This is a genomic window from Arthrobacter terricola (genome assembly GCF_004354015.1).
Taxonomy (GTDB): Bacteria; Actinomycetota; Actinomycetes; order Actinomycetales; family Micrococcaceae; genus Arthrobacter; species Arthrobacter terricola.
In genome coordinates this window covers 1-16,509 of record NZ_SMRU01000029.1, presented here as the reverse complement: position 1 = coordinate 16,509, position 16,509 = coordinate 1, and the positions used below count along the sequence as shown (strand labels likewise).

The following is a 16,509-nucleotide window of genomic DNA, read 5'->3' as shown; positions in this document are numbered from 1 at the left end:
CTGAGCGTCATCTCACCGCCTGGTGTTGTTGTGCAGCGAGTGCAGGTAGGCGTTGTAGTCGGCCAGTTCCTTGTCGCAGTAGGTGGAGGGGCGCCGCTCCGCGGCCCGGGCGGCGCGCCGGTCCGATCGTTGCCATCTCACCACGAGCACTCCCAGGACAAGGAGGGTGGGCAGTTCCGTGATTCCCCAGGCGATGCCCCCGCCGGTGGCCTGGTCCGACAGTGGGGAAAGGTTCCACCGGGGTATCGGCATGCTGTAGAAGCTGACCAGCAAGGTCGTTGACATCATGACGACGACGCCGAAGAACGCGTGAAAGGGTGCGGTCGCGGCCAGTTCAAGCACGGGCAGCACGGGCCGTGCGGCCCCGCGCAGGCCGGCCCTGGGTGTCCGCGGGGACGGGTCGACGCCCATGATCCCCCAGAAATAGATGAAGCCGATGACCAGGAAATGGATGAGCATCAGGTTGTGTCCCCACCAGGTGCGCATCAGGTAGTCGAAGGCCGGGGTGAAATACAGCCCGTACAGGCTCGTGATGAACAGGAAAAACGTCACCAGTGGATGCATGACGAGGGCCGCGGGCCTGCTGTGGAGTAGTCCCAGCAGGATCCTGCGGGCGGTACCGCGGCGTCCCCGGCCGGCGGGCAGGGCCCTGAGCAGAAGCGTTACGGGGGCTCCGAGGACCAGGAAGACGGGGGCGAGCATGTTCAGGACCATGTGCTGGAGCATGTGGATGCTGAACAGTTCCATCCCGTAGCCCTCGATTCCGGTGGCTGTGACTGCCAGGACGGTTGCCAGTCCCAGAAACCACCAGAGCATCCGTCCGACCGGCCACCGGACCCCGCGCCGGTACAGGACGAAGACACCGGCACCATAGAGCACGAACAGGAGCAGCACGAGCCAGGGCAGGACCGGGACAGGCTGAGGATGCCAGGCCAGCACCCGTCCAAGACTTGGCGGCCGGGCAGGCATCCACATCGGACCGGTCATGACCGTGCCCTGATCCCCCGCACCGGGAACGGGCATACCTGGCAAGCGCGGTCCCATTCCTAAATGCCCAGGATGAGGGTCTCGTCAGCAGCCGGCTCCCCCGCGGCACGGGCAAAGACCTCGAAACCGGTCCGGACCGCCTCCAGCTCCGCAGCCGAAAGCCTCTCCAGGACAATCGAGATCTCCCTGCGCCGGGCATCGGTCACTTCGGCGTAGACCTGCTGGCCTTTGCCGGTCAAGGAAATCAGGATCTCGCGCCGGCTCCCCGGACTGGCTGAGCGTTCGATCAACCCACCGGAAACCATCCGGTCGGCGAACCGGCTGAAGCTGGACTGGTTGGCGCCCAGATGCGCGGCCAGCTCGCCCATCCGCAGCGGACCGAAGTTGGACAGGACCACCAGGACCCGGAACTGCGGCAACGTCACCGAATCCATCACGGGTGCCAGTGAACGGGCGATCACGCCGAGCAACGCCCGGGAGGCCGTCAAAGTGCCCTGCAGTGCGGCATCATCGTGCCGGATGGTCCCGCGGCCGGGGGGATCCTTCGGGGAAGCGGTGGTAGCATTCACACTTGTCATAATACATATGTTGTATCAAGTCATGTATCGGAGTGTTCCGTGAGCACGCAGTCCGCGCCATCCTCCAGCTGGTTCCGGCCGGCGCCTGCCGCCCTGCTGTGGAAAGCCTTCGCAGGTTCCTCCTACCAGCTGGTGGCCATGGCGGTCGTGGTCGGAGCGGGGGCCGGGTTCGCGGCGGTCGCTTTCCGCTGGCTGATCACCGCAGCGACGCTGTTCTTCAGCGGGACGGCGGACTACTCGGCCGTGCACGGAGATCGCTCCCATCCATGGCTGCCGTGGCTCGGAGCCGCCTTCGTCGTCCTGGCACCGGCTGCAGGAGGCTTGCTGTACGGGCCGCTGGTGCGGCGCTTCGCACCCGAAGCCCGGGGCCACGGCGTCCCGGAAGTCATGTATGCGGTCAGCCAGCACGGAGGGCGCATCAAGGGCAGGGTCGCCGTCGTCAAGGCCCTGGCCTCGGCGGTCTGCATCGGCTCCGGAGGGTCAGTGGGCCGGGAAGGACCCATCGTGCAGATCGGTTCGGCCCTGGGGTCCTGGCTGGCCCGGACGCTCCGCCTGCCCGCATCCCGGGTCCGGACGCTCGTGGCTTGTGGCGCCGCCGGCGGGATCGCCGCGACCTTCAACGCCCCGATCGCCGGGGTGTTCTTTGCCCTGGAGCTGCTGCTGCCCGATTTCGCGGCCGGCCCGTTCGGCGCCGTCGTGCTCGCCTCGGTCACCGCGTCGATCATCGGCAGGACCTTCCTGGGAGACCAGGCCTTCCTGAACCTGCCCGCCTTCCACGTCTCCTCGGCGTTCGAGTACCCGCTGTTCATCCTGCTCGGCCTGCTGGCGGCCGGAGCCGGCATCGGTTTCACCCGGGTGCTGTACTGGATCGAGGACCTGTGCGACTGGGCCTGGCGCGGGCCCGAATGGCTCCGCCCCGCCGTCGGCGGCCTGTTGCTGGGATCCTTGCTGCTGGTCCTGCCACAGATGTACGGGGTGGGCTACCCGGTCCTGCAGGCCGGGGTGGCAGGCAGCTACGCCGTCGGATTCCTCCTGATCCTGCTCATAGGCATAATCATCGCCACCAGCCTGACCATCGGCATCGGAGGATCCGGCGGCGTTTTCGCGCCATCGTTGTTCATCGGCGCCATGCTCGGAGCCACGTTCGGGGAAGTTGCAGGCCTCCTGGACCCGGCCCTGCACGGCCAGGTCGGGGCATTCGCGCTCGTCGGCATGGGAGCCGTTTTCGCCGGCGCCGCCAGGGCCCCGATCACCGCCGTGATCATCATGTTCGAACTCACCGGCGAATACTCCATCATCCTTCCCCTGATGCTGGCCATCGTCGTCGCGTCCGGGGTATCCAAAATCGTCTCCCGGGACACCATCTACACCCTGAAACTGCGCCGCCGCGGCATCGACCTGCAACGACACCCCGGCACCGAACTGCTGCGCACCGTGACCGTGGACGCCGTCATGGACACCCGCGTGCGGGCCCTGCCCGCCGGACTGCCGGTCACCGAGGCAGCACGCACGCTGCTCGCCGGAAGACACCCCGCTCTTCCCGTCACCGACCCGCACGGGGTGCTGACCGGCGTCGTCACCGTCCACTCCCTCTCGGAAATCCTGACAACCGACGACGACGTGGAACACCTGCTGCTCTCCCACGTCGCCGACATGCCACGCACCGCCCCGCGAGGGGCAAGCCTGGAATCCGTTCTTGACCTCGTACTGGACTCCCCCGGCGGCGCCGGCACCCCCGTCACCGATGAGAACGGCGTCCTGACAGGGTGGCTCGACCAGACAACCGTCCTGCGCCTGCTCGCCGGTCCCCCGTCGAAAGGCGGAACGGCCATCTCCGGAACGTAGCCCCGGCCGGCAATGGGATCCCGCCGTCCACTCCCCTGATATGTCCATGCGGAAACAATTTCGGCCTTTGCCCGGTGAACGAGGCGTGCCCCCACGCGGTGCCGGGTCCAATCCGGCGAGGACCTTCTCCGGCAGGAACCCGCTCCTGGACACGGGAACAGTTCTCGGCCGGATCCTGGTTTTCCTCGGCGTGAGCGCGGTCTGCGGGGTCCTCGTGGCCGGGCTGATGGTTCCCGCCGCGGCCATGACGGGCGTGACGGCGAGCGGCTCGGTCCAGTTCTTCAACGCACTGCCCGGCGATCTGACTGTAGCTCCCGCCGGGCAGGTGACGCGGGTACTCGCCGCGGACGGGTCCCAGATCGCGACGCTGTTCAACGAGAACCGCACCCAGGTTCCCCTTGACCAGATGTCCCCCAACATCAAGAACGCGATCGTAGCGATCGAGGACTCCCGCTTCTACCAGCACGGAGGCATCGACCCGACCGGCATCCTGCGCGCCCTGGTGACGAACAGCGGCGGTGCCCGGCAAGGCGCTTCCACACTGACCCAGCAGTACGTGACCAACGTGCTCAACGAGAACCTCATCGCCCAGGGGAAGGACGCCGAGGTGGTTCTCAACGGCGAGAAGAGCATCAGCGACAAACTCCGGGAGATGAAGCTCGCCATCGGCCTCGAGAAGCAGTTCACGAAGGACCAGATCCTSGCCGGCTACCTCAACATCGTCTCGTTCAATGCAGACGCCTACGGCATCCAGGCTGCCAGCCAGTACTTCTTCTCCGTCGATGCCAAAGACCTCACYGTGCCCCAGGCSGCCCTGCTCGCCGGCTTGGTCAACGGCCCYTCGMTRTTCGACCCGACCCWGCAYCCCGAGGCGTCCAAGGCGCGGCGGGACCTGGTGCTGGATGCGATGCTCCAGCACGGCTACATCAACCAGCAGCAGCACCAGGACGCTGTCAACACCCCGATCCAGCTCAAGGTCAACCCRCCCAAGCAGGGCTGCGCCTATGCCGCCCAGGCCCAGTACTTCTGCGACTACGTCCTCCACCAGATCCAGAACGACCCCGCCTATGGCGCGACGCAGGACGAACGGATCCAGAAGATCATGCGCGGCGGCCTGACCATCAAGACCACCCTGGACCCGCGGCTCCAAGGACCCGCCCAAGCCCAGGTCGACGCTACGACAGGGGCGAACCCTGACAAATGGGGCTCCTCCCTCGTGACGGTCCAGCCCGGCACAGGCAAGGTCCTTGCCATGGCACAGAACTCGCGCACGATCGCCGGCGAGGGCACCGACTTCGTCTCGACATACAACTTCAACGTCGACCGCGCGGACGCCAGTGGAAACGACCTGGGCGGCCTGGGCGGCATGCAGCCCGGTTCGACCATGAAGCCCGTGACACTCGCGGCCTGGCTCGGCGAGGGCAAAACGACGAACCAAATCGTCAACGCGTCGGTCCGGCGCTACGGCGTCAACTACCCGTGGAAGACGACATGCGGCCCCGTCCACGGCTGGTTCGACAGCTCAGTTCCAGACTCAACAGACCTCCAGAACGACGAACCTGGCTGGTACCGGCCCATGACCGTCCGTGAGGGCATCTACAACTCAATCAACACCGCGACCTTCGCGTCCCTCGCCGGCCTGAACGACTTCTGCGACGTCCAACGGGCCGCTGATGCCATCGGCCTGCACATGGGCGACGGGAACGACACGAAGATCGACCTCTCGACCCCGCGGGCAAGAAAATAGGCGGGCAGACATCCGCGTGCAAGCCGAACGCCCTGCAACCGGGCGTCGCGGAGGCCACGACGAACGTCCTCCAAGACGTCCTCACCAAGGGCTCCGGCCTGCTCATTCCACAGAAGCTCGGCGTCCCGGACGCCGCCAAGACCGGAACCAACCAGTACAACAACCAGACCTGGGTCCTCGGCTACACGAAAGGCCTGGCAACGGCGTCCTTCTTCGGAGACCCCTTCAACGGCGGGCCCTCGCGGCTCGGACGCGACGTCACGATCAACGGCAAGTACTACTCCGTAGTGGACGGGGCCTACATCGCCGGACCACAGTGGGCGCAGTACATGCAGCAGGTCGTCGGCTTCTACGACCACGGCGACTTTGACGCCCCGCCCCAGAACCTCATCGGCGGGACGGCCACGAGCCAGTCCGGAAACACGAACGGGAAGGGGAAGGGCTGACGGGGATCCTACCCGCTAAGGCACCATGCCGCGGGCGCTGGGCTAGCTAGCCCAGCGCCCGCGGGTGGGCGGCCGCGTACACTTCGCGCAAAGTATCCGCCGTGACAAGCGTATAAACCTGGGTCGTGGTCACCGACGCATGACCAAGCAGTTCCTGCACAACACGGACATCTGCCCCGCCCTCGAGCAAGTGCGTAGCGAACGAGTGGCGCAGTGTATGCGGGGAGACTTCCTTGGCGATGTTTGCCTTCTCCGCGGCAGCCTTGAGGATGGTCCAGGCACTCTGCCGGCTGATCCGCCCGCCCCTGGCGTTGAGGAACAGCGCCGGTGTGCCTTTGCCCTTGGCAGCCAACGCGGGCCTGCCCCGGACCACGTAGGATCCGACGGCGCGGGCACCGTACGAACCCAGCGGCACCAAGCGCTCCTTGGAACCTTTTCCAAAAAGGCGCACGATCACGGGACCTTCGGCGTCCGATTCGAGGGCGACGTCGTCGACGTCCAGGCCCACGGCTTCGCTGATTCGCGCACCGGTCGAATAGAGGAACTCCAGGAGCGCCCTGTCGCGCAATCCGGTAGCCGTATCGGCACCGGCAGCTTCGAGGATCCGGGTTACCTCGTCTACGCTGATGGCCTTCGGCAGCCGCTTGCCGGGCATCGGCGGGTGGACATCGCTGGCGGGGTCCGCCGTCGTCGTTCCTTCCAATGCCCAAAACTTGTGCAGCCCGCGGACGGCGACCACAGTGCGGGCCGCGGAACGAACGCCAAGCGCGGCGGCTCCATCCGAGCCATCCGAAAGTGCCTGCACAAAGGCGGTGACGTCATGCCGGGAAACGCGTCCGGGAGTATCCACACCGGTTGCGGCGAGGAAGTTCGCGTAGCGCGACAGGTCCCGTCGGTAAGCGGACAGCGTATTGCTCGCAAGCCCGCGCTCCACGCCGAGGTGCTGTAAATAGTCGACGACGGCGCGGTCAACGGCGGTTTGAGGCCGTGCGTCCGCAAGCTGGGACACGGGGGTCAGCGCTGGCTCGGGTGGGCGGGCCAAGGGGCATTGGCCGGCCGCAGGCTCCTGAAGCCGTCAGCGCGTGCGGCGGCAGCGGCAAGGATTCCGACGACGGCCGAAGGGTTGTGCAGCCTGCCTTCGAGCACCGCTGACACGGCTTCCTCGAGCGGTACCCATTCGAGTTCGATTTCGGCTTCTTCGTCAGTGCGGACGTGCCGATCGGCTTCGGGGACGTCCCCCAGCCCGCGGGCAAGGTAGATGCGTATGGCCTCGCTCGAGGAACCTGGCGAATTGAAGAAGTCCGCCAGGACATTCCATGTGGCTGCGGTCAGATCGGCTTCTTCCGCCAGCTCGCGGGCAGCCCCTACGACGAAATCTTCGCCCTCCACGTCAAGCAGTCCCGCCGGAATTTCCCACAGGTCCATGCCGACAGGATGGCGGTACTGCTTGAGGAGGAGGATCTCGCCATCTACATTCATCGGCAGCACGGCCACCGCGCCCGGATGGTCGATATAGTCGCGCACCAAGGTGCCGGCATCTTCGTTCAGTTCGAACGCGTCGCTGACGACGTCCCAGATGCGGCCCTCGTAGACCTTGCTCGACGACAAAAGACGGCGCGGACTCGGTGTGTCCGAAACCTTCCGAAAAGTACTGGGGGTTTCAGAAATACCGGGCATCGCGCCGTCCTTCGTGTGTGTGAGAGCGATTACTTCGCAGCTACCTTGCGGCCAGATTTTGCAAGCAAATCAGTGCCTGCTTGACGCTCCAATGCAGCCTTCACGAGGCCTGCGAAGAGCGGGTGCGGGCGCGTGGGGCGGGAGCTGAGCTCGGGGTGCGCCTGCGTCGCGACGTAGTACGGGTGTACTTCGCGCGGAAGTTCCACGTATTCCACCAGCTTGCCGTCGGGCGACGTTCCGGAGAACACGAGCCCTTCGGCAGCAATCTGGTCGCGGTACTTGTTGTTGACTTCGTAGCGGTGGCGGTGACGCTCGCTGACGGTCGTTGCGCCGTAAGTTTCGGCAACCACGGAGCCTTCGTCGAGCTTGGCTTCGTAGAGGCCCAGGCGCATGGTGCCGCCGAGGTCACCCTTGCCTTCCACGATGTCCAATTGCTCTTCCATGGTGGCGATGACAGGGAACTTGGAATCCGGCTCGAACTCGCTGGACGACGCGCCTTCGAGGCCCACTACGTTACGGGCGTACTCGATGACCATGCATTGCAGGCCGAGGCACAGGCCCAGCACCGGGAGCTTGGTTTCCCGCGCGAACTTGAGGGCGCCAAGCTTGCCTTCGAGCCCGCGGATGCCGAAGCCGCCGGGAACGCAGATGGCATCGACGCCGGCCAACGACTTGGTGGCGCCTTCGAGGGTTTCGCATTCATCTGACGGAACCCAGCGGATCTTGACCTTCGCATCGTTCGCGAATCCACCGGCACGAAGCGCTTCGGTGACGGACAAGTAGGCGTCCGGGAGGTCGATGTACTTGCCCACCAAGGCAACTTCGACGTGGTGCTTGGGGTTGTGGACTGCCTCGAGGAGCTTGTCCCAACTGGTCCAGTCGACATCCTTGAACGGAAGGTCCAGGGCGCGGACGATGTACGAATCGAGGCCCTGCGAGTGCAGCGTCTTCGGAATGTCGTAGATGCTCGGAGCGTCGGCAGCGTTGACCACCGCATCGATGTCGACGTCGCACATGCGGCCGATCTTCTCGCGCATGGCGTCCGGAACTTCACGGTCCGAGCGGATCACGATCGCTTCCGGCTGGATGCCGATGGAGCGAAGGGCTGCGACGGAGTGCTGCGTTGGCTTGGTTTTTAATTCCTGCGACGGGCCGATGTAAGGCACCAAGGAAACGTGGAGGAAGAAAACGTTGTTACGGCCAATGTCCTGGCGGACCTGGCGTGCTGATTCGAGGAACGGCTGGGATTCGATGTCGCCCACCGTGCCGCCGATCTCCGTGATGATGACGTCCGGAGCGTTCTTGCCTTCCGCGGGAAGGCGCATGCGGCGCTTGATCTCATCCGTGATGTGGGGAATGACCTGGACGGTGTCTCCAAGGTACTCGCCGCGCCGTTCCTTGGCGATGACGGTCGAGTAGATCTGCCCGGTTGTGACGTTGGCCGAACCTTCGAGGTTCTCATCGAGGAAGCGCTCGTAGTGTCCAATGTCGAGGTCGGTCTCAGCGCCGTCGTCGGTGACGAAGACCTCACCGTGCTGGAAGGGGTTCATTGTGCCCGGATCCACGTTCAAGTAGGGATCGAGCTTCTGCATAGTCACGGACAAACCGCGCGCCCGCAGCAGGTGGCCGAGGCTCGACGCCGTCAGGCCCTTACCGAGCGACGAAGCCACACCGCCGGTGACAAAAATGTGTTTGGCCGTCTTGGACGAGCCTGGGAACCGGGAATTTACACGGGAATTTGATCGCTGCACCACGGAATTCGAGCCTATCATCAATTGCGCCTCCAAAGGGTCAGCCAATCGTTTTCCCAAATGCTCAATAGTCCCCTGACGTGGGCCAAGGATCAAGAGGCAAGGCGCCCCGAGGCGGCAAAATGGGGCCAACTGCCAGCAAATGCACAGCATCGACCTGCCGCTCGGGGCGGGCGGCCCCACGAGCAATCGCGCGCGGATGTGACAAAGTTCCTACGGCGGGTTTCCAGCCTGCTAAATCTGCTAGGACTGTGGCAGGAGCTTGGCGTCGTCCAGCAATTCCTGCGCATGGGCGCGCGCGGATTCGGAGTCTTCCTGCCCTGCGAGCATCCGGGCAAGCTCTTTGACGCGTTCTTCGTCATCAAGGAGCTGGACGTCGCTCGACGTGAAGCCCGTAGCTGTCTTGCCGTCGCTCCCACGGACGGACGTCTTGATGACCCGGATGTGCTGGTTGGCGAACGCCGCAACTTGCGGCAAGTGCGTGACCACCAGGACCTGCACGTGGCGGGCGAGCATCGCGAGCCGGCGTCCGATCTCGACGGCGGCACGGCCACCGACTCCCGCGTCCACTTCGTCGAATACGAAGGTAGGAACAGGGTCCACGGCGGCCAGGACAACCTCGATGGCGAGCATGACGCGGGACAGCTCACCGCCCGAAGCCCCTTTGCCCAAGGGACGGGCCGGAGCACCGGAATGCGGCTGGAGCAAGAAGGAAATGTCGTCGACGCCATGCGGGCCCAAGGGGCCTTCGCTGTCCAGTTCGATGATGAGGGTCGCGTCAGCCATGGCCAAGGCCGTGAGCTCCGCGCTGACCCGCGCGGACAAATCCTTGGCCGCCTTCGTCCGGGCCTTCGAGATACGCGCGGCCAGTTTCAGCAGGGCAGCCTCCGCCGCGGCAACCTCTGCGTCGAGCTTTTCGATCCTGCTGGAATCGTCCTGGAGCTCGTCCAGCCGGGCCCTCGACGTAGCAGCCCATTCGAGGACCTCGTCGATGCTCGGGGCATACTTCCGGATGAGCTTCGCCAAAGCTGCGCGCCGTTCCTCGATCTCGGAAAGCCTTTCAGGTCCCTCGGAGTCCAAGGAAGCCTGGTAACTGGAAAGCTCGGCGGCAATGTCGTTGATCAGGAAGCCGACCTCCGCGAGCCGTGCCGCCGCCCCGGCCAGCGCTTCGTCGTGCGCCGAGACGTGTTCCAGCGCCCGCTTGGCGGAATCGATCAATGACGTCGCGTCGCCGGCTTCACCGAACTCCTCCGCGATCAGTGCTTCGTGGGCAGCGGCTGCGGCAACGCGCAATTCCTCGACGTTCGCGAGCTTCACGGCTTCTGCCTTGAGGGCTTCGTCCTCGCCGGGCTGCGGATCGACAAGGTCGATTTCCTGGAGCGCGGCGTCCAGCGATTCGGCTTCGCGGAGCCTTTCCCGGGCCTCGTTGCGGAGCGTGTCAAGCTCTGCCTGCCTGGACTTCCACCGGGCGTAGAGCTCCTCATATTCGCCAAGCGGCCCGGCGTCGCCCGCTCCGGCGAAGCGGTCCAAGGCGTGGCGCTGTGCCACAGCACCCTTGAGCCGGATTTGGTCCGATTGGCCGTGTACTACCACAAGGCTTTCGCCGAGTTCCGCGAGGACGCCCACCGGGGCGGCCCTTCCCCCGACAAAAGCACGGCTTCGGCCGTCCGCGCCGACGGTACGGGCAAGCAGAAGTTGCGAGCCGCCGTCGAACTCTTCCGCGTCACCGCCGGCTTCAACTGCACGCCCCACGGCGACGTGCCCCGGGTGAAGCAGGAGCCGCGCTTCGGCGGAGGCGGACTTCGCTCCGCTCCGGACGGCACCGGCGTCGGACCGCGCACCCAGGAGGAGCCCGACGGCGGTGACCACCATGGTCTTGCCCGCGCCGGTTTCGCCGGTGACCACGCTTAGGCCCGGCCCGAGCGGCAGCGTCGCGTCGGTGATGACGCCTAGATCACGGATCCGGATTTCCTCGATCATGGTGTTTACATCTCCTTGGTGGGATCGGCCGCGCCGCCGGATCGCACGTCTTGGGGCGTCGGCAAGGCGCTGGGCTTCAGTGTCCGGACCACAGGGATCGGTCCGGTGTGGATCTCCGAGGATCGCGGTGCCGGTCCGCGCCAACCGTGGATGGGTAGCTCGAACTTCCGCACAAGGCGGGCGGAAAACGGCGTCTGGTGGGTGCGGGCCAACCGGACAGACTGGCTCGACCGGGTCACTTCCACCCGGGCTCCCGGAGGAAGGTCAACAGAACGGCGGCCGTCGCACCACAACACACCTTGCGCGTCAGTCCGTGTGAGGATCTCCACGGCGAGCTTGGACCGGGGCGAAACCACCAACGGCTTGGCGAAAAGCGCGTGGGCGCTGATGGGGACAATCACCAATGCCTCGACCTCAGGCCAGACGACCGGGCCGCCCGAAGAAAACGCATAGGCCGTGGAGCCGGTGGGCGTGGCCATGACCACTCCGTCACAACCGAACGACGTCAAAGGACGTTCGTCCACTTCGGTCACCACTTCGATCATCCGCTCGCGCTCGGCCTTTTCGATGGCGGCCTCGTTGAGCGCCCACGTGTGCCAGATCTTCTGGCCGCGGACCCACACCTGGACATCGATGGTCATCCGCTCTTCCACGGTGTAATCGCGGCTGGCGATCCACTCGACCGTCTGGGCGAGGTCGGCCCGTTCGCTTTCCGCGAGGAACCCGACGTGCCCGAGGTTGACTCCCAGAAGAGGGACGTCCACGTTCCGGACCAGTTCCGCGGCGCGCAGGATGGTGCCGTCGCCGCCGAGGACCATGCCCAGCTCGACGTCTTCCAACCGTACATCCTCATGGAGGATCTCAATCGGCTTGTCCACGATGCCGTAGAAGCGTTCGATATCGTCGAGTTCCGACTTCTGCATCACCGGAACCAGCCCGGAGGTGTGAAGCTGCCCGCACGCATCCCAGGCCGCGCGAAGGGAGTCCTCACGCCCGGTGTGGGCAAGGACCAAAACGCGCCTGCTCATGGTGTTCTGCTTTCTAGTGGTCGTTCCAGATTCGTTCCATCAGTGCAGCAACTTGCTCGTCCCGCTCTTCGATCTTAGGCAAATCCGTTGCCGTCCTGCGTTTTATCCACAGGAAGTACTCCACATTTCCGTCTTGGCCGGGCAATGGACTAGGGGCCAGGCCGCACAACTGGAGGCCTGCGTCCACAGCGGCTTCCGCAACTTGTGCCACCGCCCGCCGTCGTTCGTGCTCCGATGTGACCACCCCGGTGCGGCTCAGCCTTTCCTTGCCCACCTCGAACTGCGGCTTCACCATGAGCACGAGGTCTCCCCCGGGTTCCGTGCAAGCCGCGAGGGGCGCGATCACCAATGTGAGCGAGATAAAGGACAAGTCCGCCACGGTCATCGACACCAGGCCACCGATGTCTTCCGGAGCCATGTACCGCACGTTGAGCCCCTCATGGACCGATACGCGGGAATCGTTCCTGAGGGACGGCACCAATTGGTCATGCCCGACGTCGACCGCTTCGACGTGAGCGGCTCCCTCCCGGAGCAGGACATCCGTGAACCCGCCCGTGGAGGCGCCGGCGTCGAGGCACCGTTTACCCCCGACGGCGACCCCGGGAAACGCGGCAAGCGCTCCGGCGAGCTTGTGGCCGGCACGGCTGACGTACACGTCCTCCGCGTGGGCCTGGACAACGAGTTCGGTCTCCCCCGACACCTGCTGGGCCGCCTTGCCGAGGATGCTGCCGCCGGAGCTGACTTTGCCGTCGGCAATGAGCTTTGCCGCGTGGGTGCGGGACCTGGCCAATCCGCGACTGACTAGTTCTTGGTCGAGTCGTGGCATGTTCAGGCTACTTCGGCGTCGAGCGCAGCCATCAACGCGTCATGGAGATCCGCATAGATTCCGCCGTGTTCGGCCACCGGCGATTCCGGGAGTTCCTGCAGATGGGCCAAAGCGGCGTCCACCTCCGGGTCCCCGGTCCGGACCGCCTCGGGCGGCCACGGAGCAGCGTACGGCTCCGCGGCGCCGCCGACGTCGTTCAACTCGTTCATTTGCCGGGTCTAGTTTTCCAGCCACTTCAACTGCGGCGAGGTTGCCTCCCCGGCATCTGGATGGGCGGTCCACCAAGCCGCACACGCAGCGCGCCAAGCGTCAAGGTCCTTCTCGGAGCCCGAGACTGTGATGAGTCCGTCCTGGACCTGGGCGGTTGCCTTGCCGCACCGGAAGGCATTGTCCTCCTCGACAATCTCGGGGTAGGGCTCGTACAACTCGGTGAGGTCGGCCAACAGGTACTCGGGGCGCTCCGACGTGCGGGCCGCGAGGATCGAGGCCCGGGTGTCGACGCCGGTGAGCACAGCCGCCGTCGCGAAACCCGCCCGGTTACCACCAAGGATGTCCGTATCGAGCCGGTCTCCCACGACGATGGGACGCTCGGACTTGAGCCGCCGTGCGGCGGCGTGGAAGAGGGGTGCCTCCGGTTTGCCGGCGACCCGGGGCTGCTTACCCGTAGCGGACGCGACGGCTGCCACGAGGGTTCCGTTACCGGGCGCCTTGCCGCGCGCCTGGGGAAGTGACATGTCCGTGTTGGTAGCGACCCACAGGGCACCTGCGCCGACCACGTATGCTGCCTCGGCAAGGTCCTTCCATGCGATCTCCGGATTGAAGCCCTGGACAACAGCCACGGGCTTCTCTTCGGCACTGTGCACGGGGGTGAGGCCCACCAACTCGATTTCGTGCGCGAGGGCCGCGCTACCGGTGATCATCACGCGCGAACCGGGAGCCAGGAGCTCGGCAAGGAGGTCGCTCGCGGCCTGCGAAGAGCTGACAACCTGGTCGTCTTCGGCCGGCGCGCCGAGTTCACGAAGATGCGCTGCGACCTGGGCAGGCGTCCGGGAAGCGTTGTTGGTGACATATCCGAGGCGCACGCCCACCGATTCGAGTCGCTTCAGGGATTCCACAGCGCCGGGGATGGCATGCGGACCGGTGTAAACCACGCCATCCAGGTCAGCCAGAACGGCGTCGAAACGCGAAACGAGCGGTGCCTCAGTCATTCTTGGTCTCTCCATCCTGCTCTTCGTCATCTTGGTCTTCGTCTTCGTCTTCGTCTTCGTCTTCGTCGGAATCCTCGTCCGATTCGGCGTCGTCGGACTCGAAGTAGTCCGACTCCGCGTCGTCGAGTTCTACGTCGTCGGATTCGTCCGTCTCGGAATCAATCGCTGATTCGCCGTGCGAGGCTGCGTCTTCTCCGCGCTCTTCGCTGGCTTCAGCGTTTTCTTCGAACTTCCGGTAGCGCGGCTTGCGCTCCTCTTCTTCGTCTTCGCCAAGGTCGATGATCTCGGGGTCTTCGAAGTCCCCCACTCCCAAAGCATTTTCAGCGACGACCGCCTGGCGCTGCCATTTTGCGGCTTCCTCGGTACGGCCGACGGCAGCCAATGCGTCAGCGTAGGCACGGAACAGGCGGGGGCTGTAGGTGAAGGCCCGGTTCATGTCGAGCTGCGGAATTTCCAGCTCCGCCACCGCGGCGTCGAGTTGGCCGAGATCGGTGCGTGCGCCGGAAGCAACAATGGCCAGTTCAACCTTGCCGGGCGCGTCCAGGTCCTGTGCTTCCGGGGAGCGGACAACGTCCAGCGCACGGTCCGGTCGGCCCAAGCCACGTTCGCAGTCGGCCATGAGTGGCAAGTGGACGTTGGATCCGCTGATCCGGCGATACGTACGGAACTCGCGGAGGGCTTCGCCATAGTGTCCGGCTGCGTACGCGGTCAGGCCGACAGCTTCACGGACCGCCGACAGCCGTCCTCCGCGACGGCTCGCCGCCAGGGCATGCTGGAACGACAGCTCCGGATCAATGTCGATGAGTCGACCGGCCATGACGAGGTGCTTGGAAACCCAGTCACCATTGGTGCCCTCAAGGGTCTTGATCTGGTGCTTGGTGACGCGGTCCAGCTCCTGGCCCGTAACGTCGTCGTCGATCTCCGGCGACCGCTCACGGTCGGGGCGGTTCGAGCTGCGCAAGTCCGACGCGTTCGGTACACGGTTCGGACGCTCTGCCCGCGGGCCGCCAAAGCCGCGCCCCTCGGAACGGGGTCCATCGAACTTACGCGGGCCGCGCTCGGGGCGTTCACCGAAGCTCCGGCGCTCCCCTTCACCTTCACGGCGCGGGCGATCACCAAACGGTTTCCGGTCACGGTCGCCATAGGGCTTACGGTCGCGATCACCGTAGCCCGAACGCTCGCCATAAGCTTTACGGTCACGGTCACCGAAACTGCGACGCTCGCCATCGCCCTCGCGACGCGGACGATCACCAAACGGCTTCCGATCACGATCACCGAAGTTCCGACGCTCGCCATCGCCCTCACGGCGCGGACGATCACCAAACGGCTTCCGATCACGATCACCGAAAGGCTTACGGTCGCGATCACCGAAGTTCCGGCGCTCCCCTTCGCCCTCGCGACGCGGGCGATCACCAAACGGTTTCCGATCACGATCACCGAAAGGCTTACGATCGCGATCACCGTAACCTGAACGCTCACCATAAGGTTTACGGTCACGATCGCCGAAGTTCCGACGCTCACCGTCACCCTCACGGCGCGGACGATCACCAAACGGCTTATCTTCGCCGCGGGAAGAACCGCCGCGATTGTCCCTTGAGCGGAATCCTCGAGGATCGCCCCCGGAATTGTTGTTGGCTCGGAACGAACCGCGGTCGCCACGGCCACCGCCGTAGTTACCGCGATTGCCGCCGTTGTGCTCAGCCATGATGGATTCCTCCTGTTGCGAGCCGACCACTGGCGCACGCGCAGCCGCTCTTATCCGTATTGTGTTCTCACGCCGCCGGGATCCGGCCCGTATCTCTCAAGCAATTCTAGGTGAATAGCAGTCGGAGCACGCATTTGACGGCTCCCCACGCTAGCCGTCGTGTGAAGCATCACAAGCGACGGCAATCAACGAAAGCCAACGAACAGAGCATGAAAAGGGCGCCGCAGATTCCTCCGACGCCGGCTCATATCCCAGGGTGGGTTGGTTGTCTTCTGGACAGCGGCGATGTGCACGAGCGTTGATGAAACGGCCGGGATAGCTGAGCGGGGGTTGTGTTGTTCCGACGCCGGCTCGGGTCCGGGCGGGTTTCCCGGGACGCCGGCTCATGCCCTGGGTGTTTTGGTGGTTAAGGTGGGAGACCCCCGCACCCGGGGGGTGTGGGGGTCTCGACCATTTTGAGTGTTGTCCGGCGGTGTCCTACTCTCCCACACCCTCCCGGGTGCAGTACCATCGGCGCTGTGGGTCTTAGCTTCCGGGTTCGGAATGGGACCGGGCGTTTCCCCCACGCTATGACCGCCGTAACCTTTTCACCCGGCCCTGCCCCCGGTGTTGGGGGTGGGTGGGAAAACTGTGGGTTACAACATGTGGTGTTGTTATTCAGTTATTTTGGTTCCGGTTGTTGTTCGGGAACCACATAGTGGACGCAAGCAGTGTAAAGTCCCACACCCCGT

The 16,509-nt window shown here is 65.0% G+C and carries 13 protein-coding genes, 1 rRNA gene and 1 pseudogene; 3 read left to right on the top strand and 12 right to left on the bottom strand.

Features of this window, described 5'->3' with window-relative positions; genetic code table 11:
- Positions 1-12: 12 nt before the first annotated feature.
- Both E1809_RS20520 and E1809_RS20515 read right to left on the bottom strand, forming a co-directional pair.
- Positions 13-987 (bottom strand): cytochrome c oxidase assembly protein, encoded by a 975-nt coding sequence (locus E1809_RS20520; protein WP_133206094.1) that lies wholly within the window; start codon positions 985-987, stop codon positions 13-15.
- 59 nt (positions 988-1,046) lie between these two features.
- On the bottom strand, positions 1,047-1,565 hold the full coding sequence (locus E1809_RS20515) for a MarR family winged helix-turn-helix transcriptional regulator (protein ID WP_133206093.1): 519 nt from the start codon (positions 1,563-1,565) through the stop codon (positions 1,047-1,049).
- 39 nt (positions 1,566-1,604) lie between these two features.
- Here E1809_RS20515 and E1809_RS20510 point away from each other — a divergent pair, with 39 nt between their 5' ends.
- Positions 1,605-3,410 carry a chloride channel protein gene (locus E1809_RS20510; protein WP_215279646.1) on the top strand — a complete coding sequence of 602 codons (1,806 nt, stop codon included), beginning with the start codon at positions 1,605-1,607 and terminating at the stop codon, positions 3,408-3,410.
- 226 nt (positions 3,411-3,636) lie between these two features.
- Positions 3,637-5,603, top strand: a pseudogene (locus E1809_RS20505) (transglycosylase domain-containing protein).
- Positions 5,604-5,649: 46 nt separating this feature from the next.
- Here E1809_RS20505 and xerD read toward each other — a convergent pair.
- The 9 genes from xerD to E1809_RS27505 form a co-directional block, all read right to left on the bottom strand.
- Positions 5,650-6,612, bottom strand: coding sequence for a site-specific tyrosine recombinase XerD (gene xerD, locus E1809_RS20500; protein ID WP_235835700.1), 963 nt, complete (start codon positions 6,610-6,612; stop codon positions 5,650-5,652).
- A 5-nt stretch (positions 6,613-6,617) separates the two neighbouring features.
- Positions 6,618-7,280, bottom strand: a complete 663-nt coding sequence (locus E1809_RS20495) for an NUDIX domain-containing protein (RefSeq protein ID WP_133206091.1) — start codon at positions 7,278-7,280, stop codon at positions 6,618-6,620.
- A 29-nt stretch (positions 7,281-7,309) separates the two neighbouring features.
- Entirely contained in the window at positions 7,310-9,052 is a 1,743-nt protein-coding gene (locus E1809_RS20490; RefSeq protein ID WP_133206090.1) for a CTP synthase, read from the bottom strand.
- A gap of 222 nt (positions 9,053-9,274) precedes the next feature.
- The gene (recN, locus tag E1809_RS20485) at positions 9,275-11,011 is read right to left on the bottom strand and encodes a DNA repair protein RecN (protein WP_133206089.1); all 1,737 of its coding nucleotides are present in this window, start codon (positions 11,009-11,011) and stop codon (positions 9,275-9,277) included.
- Between the two features lie 5 nt (positions 11,012-11,016).
- Positions 11,017-12,039 carry an NAD kinase gene (locus E1809_RS20480; RefSeq protein WP_133206088.1) on the bottom strand — a complete coding sequence of 341 codons (1,023 nt, stop codon included), beginning with the start codon at positions 12,037-12,039 and terminating at the stop codon, positions 11,017-11,019.
- 13 nt (positions 12,040-12,052) lie between these two features.
- Positions 12,053-12,865 carry a TlyA family RNA methyltransferase gene (locus tag E1809_RS20475; RefSeq protein ID WP_133206087.1) on the bottom strand — a complete coding sequence of 271 codons (813 nt, stop codon included), beginning with the start codon at positions 12,863-12,865 and terminating at the stop codon, positions 12,053-12,055.
- A gap of 2 nt (positions 12,866-12,867) precedes the next feature.
- Complete coding sequence (locus E1809_RS20470) at positions 12,868-13,074, bottom strand: hypothetical protein (RefSeq protein WP_133206086.1); 207 nt, start codon at positions 13,072-13,074, stop codon at positions 12,868-12,870.
- A 9-nt stretch (positions 13,075-13,083) separates the two neighbouring features.
- Positions 13,084-14,073: an HAD-IIA family hydrolase gene (locus E1809_RS20465; protein ID WP_133206085.1), complete on the bottom strand. Its 990-nt coding sequence runs from the start codon at positions 14,071-14,073 to the stop codon at positions 13,084-13,086.
- A complete protein-coding gene (locus E1809_RS27505; RefSeq protein ID WP_235835699.1) occupies positions 14,066-14,890 on the bottom strand; it encodes a tetratricopeptide repeat protein in 825 nt (274 codons plus the stop codon). The genes E1809_RS20465 and E1809_RS27505 overlap by 8 nt, the downstream gene beginning before the upstream one ends.
- A 6-nt stretch (positions 14,891-14,896) precedes the next feature.
- Between E1809_RS27505 and E1809_RS27500 the strand changes: the two genes are divergently transcribed.
- Positions 14,897-15,544 (top strand): hypothetical protein, encoded by a 648-nt coding sequence (locus E1809_RS27500; RefSeq protein ID WP_235835698.1) that lies wholly within the window; start codon positions 14,897-14,899, stop codon positions 15,542-15,544.
- 698 nt (positions 15,545-16,242) lie between these two features.
- Here the strand turns inward: E1809_RS27500 and rrf are convergent.
- Positions 16,243-16,359 (bottom strand): 5S ribosomal RNA (rrf, locus tag E1809_RS20455).
- Between the last annotated feature and the right edge of the window lie 150 nt (positions 16,360-16,509).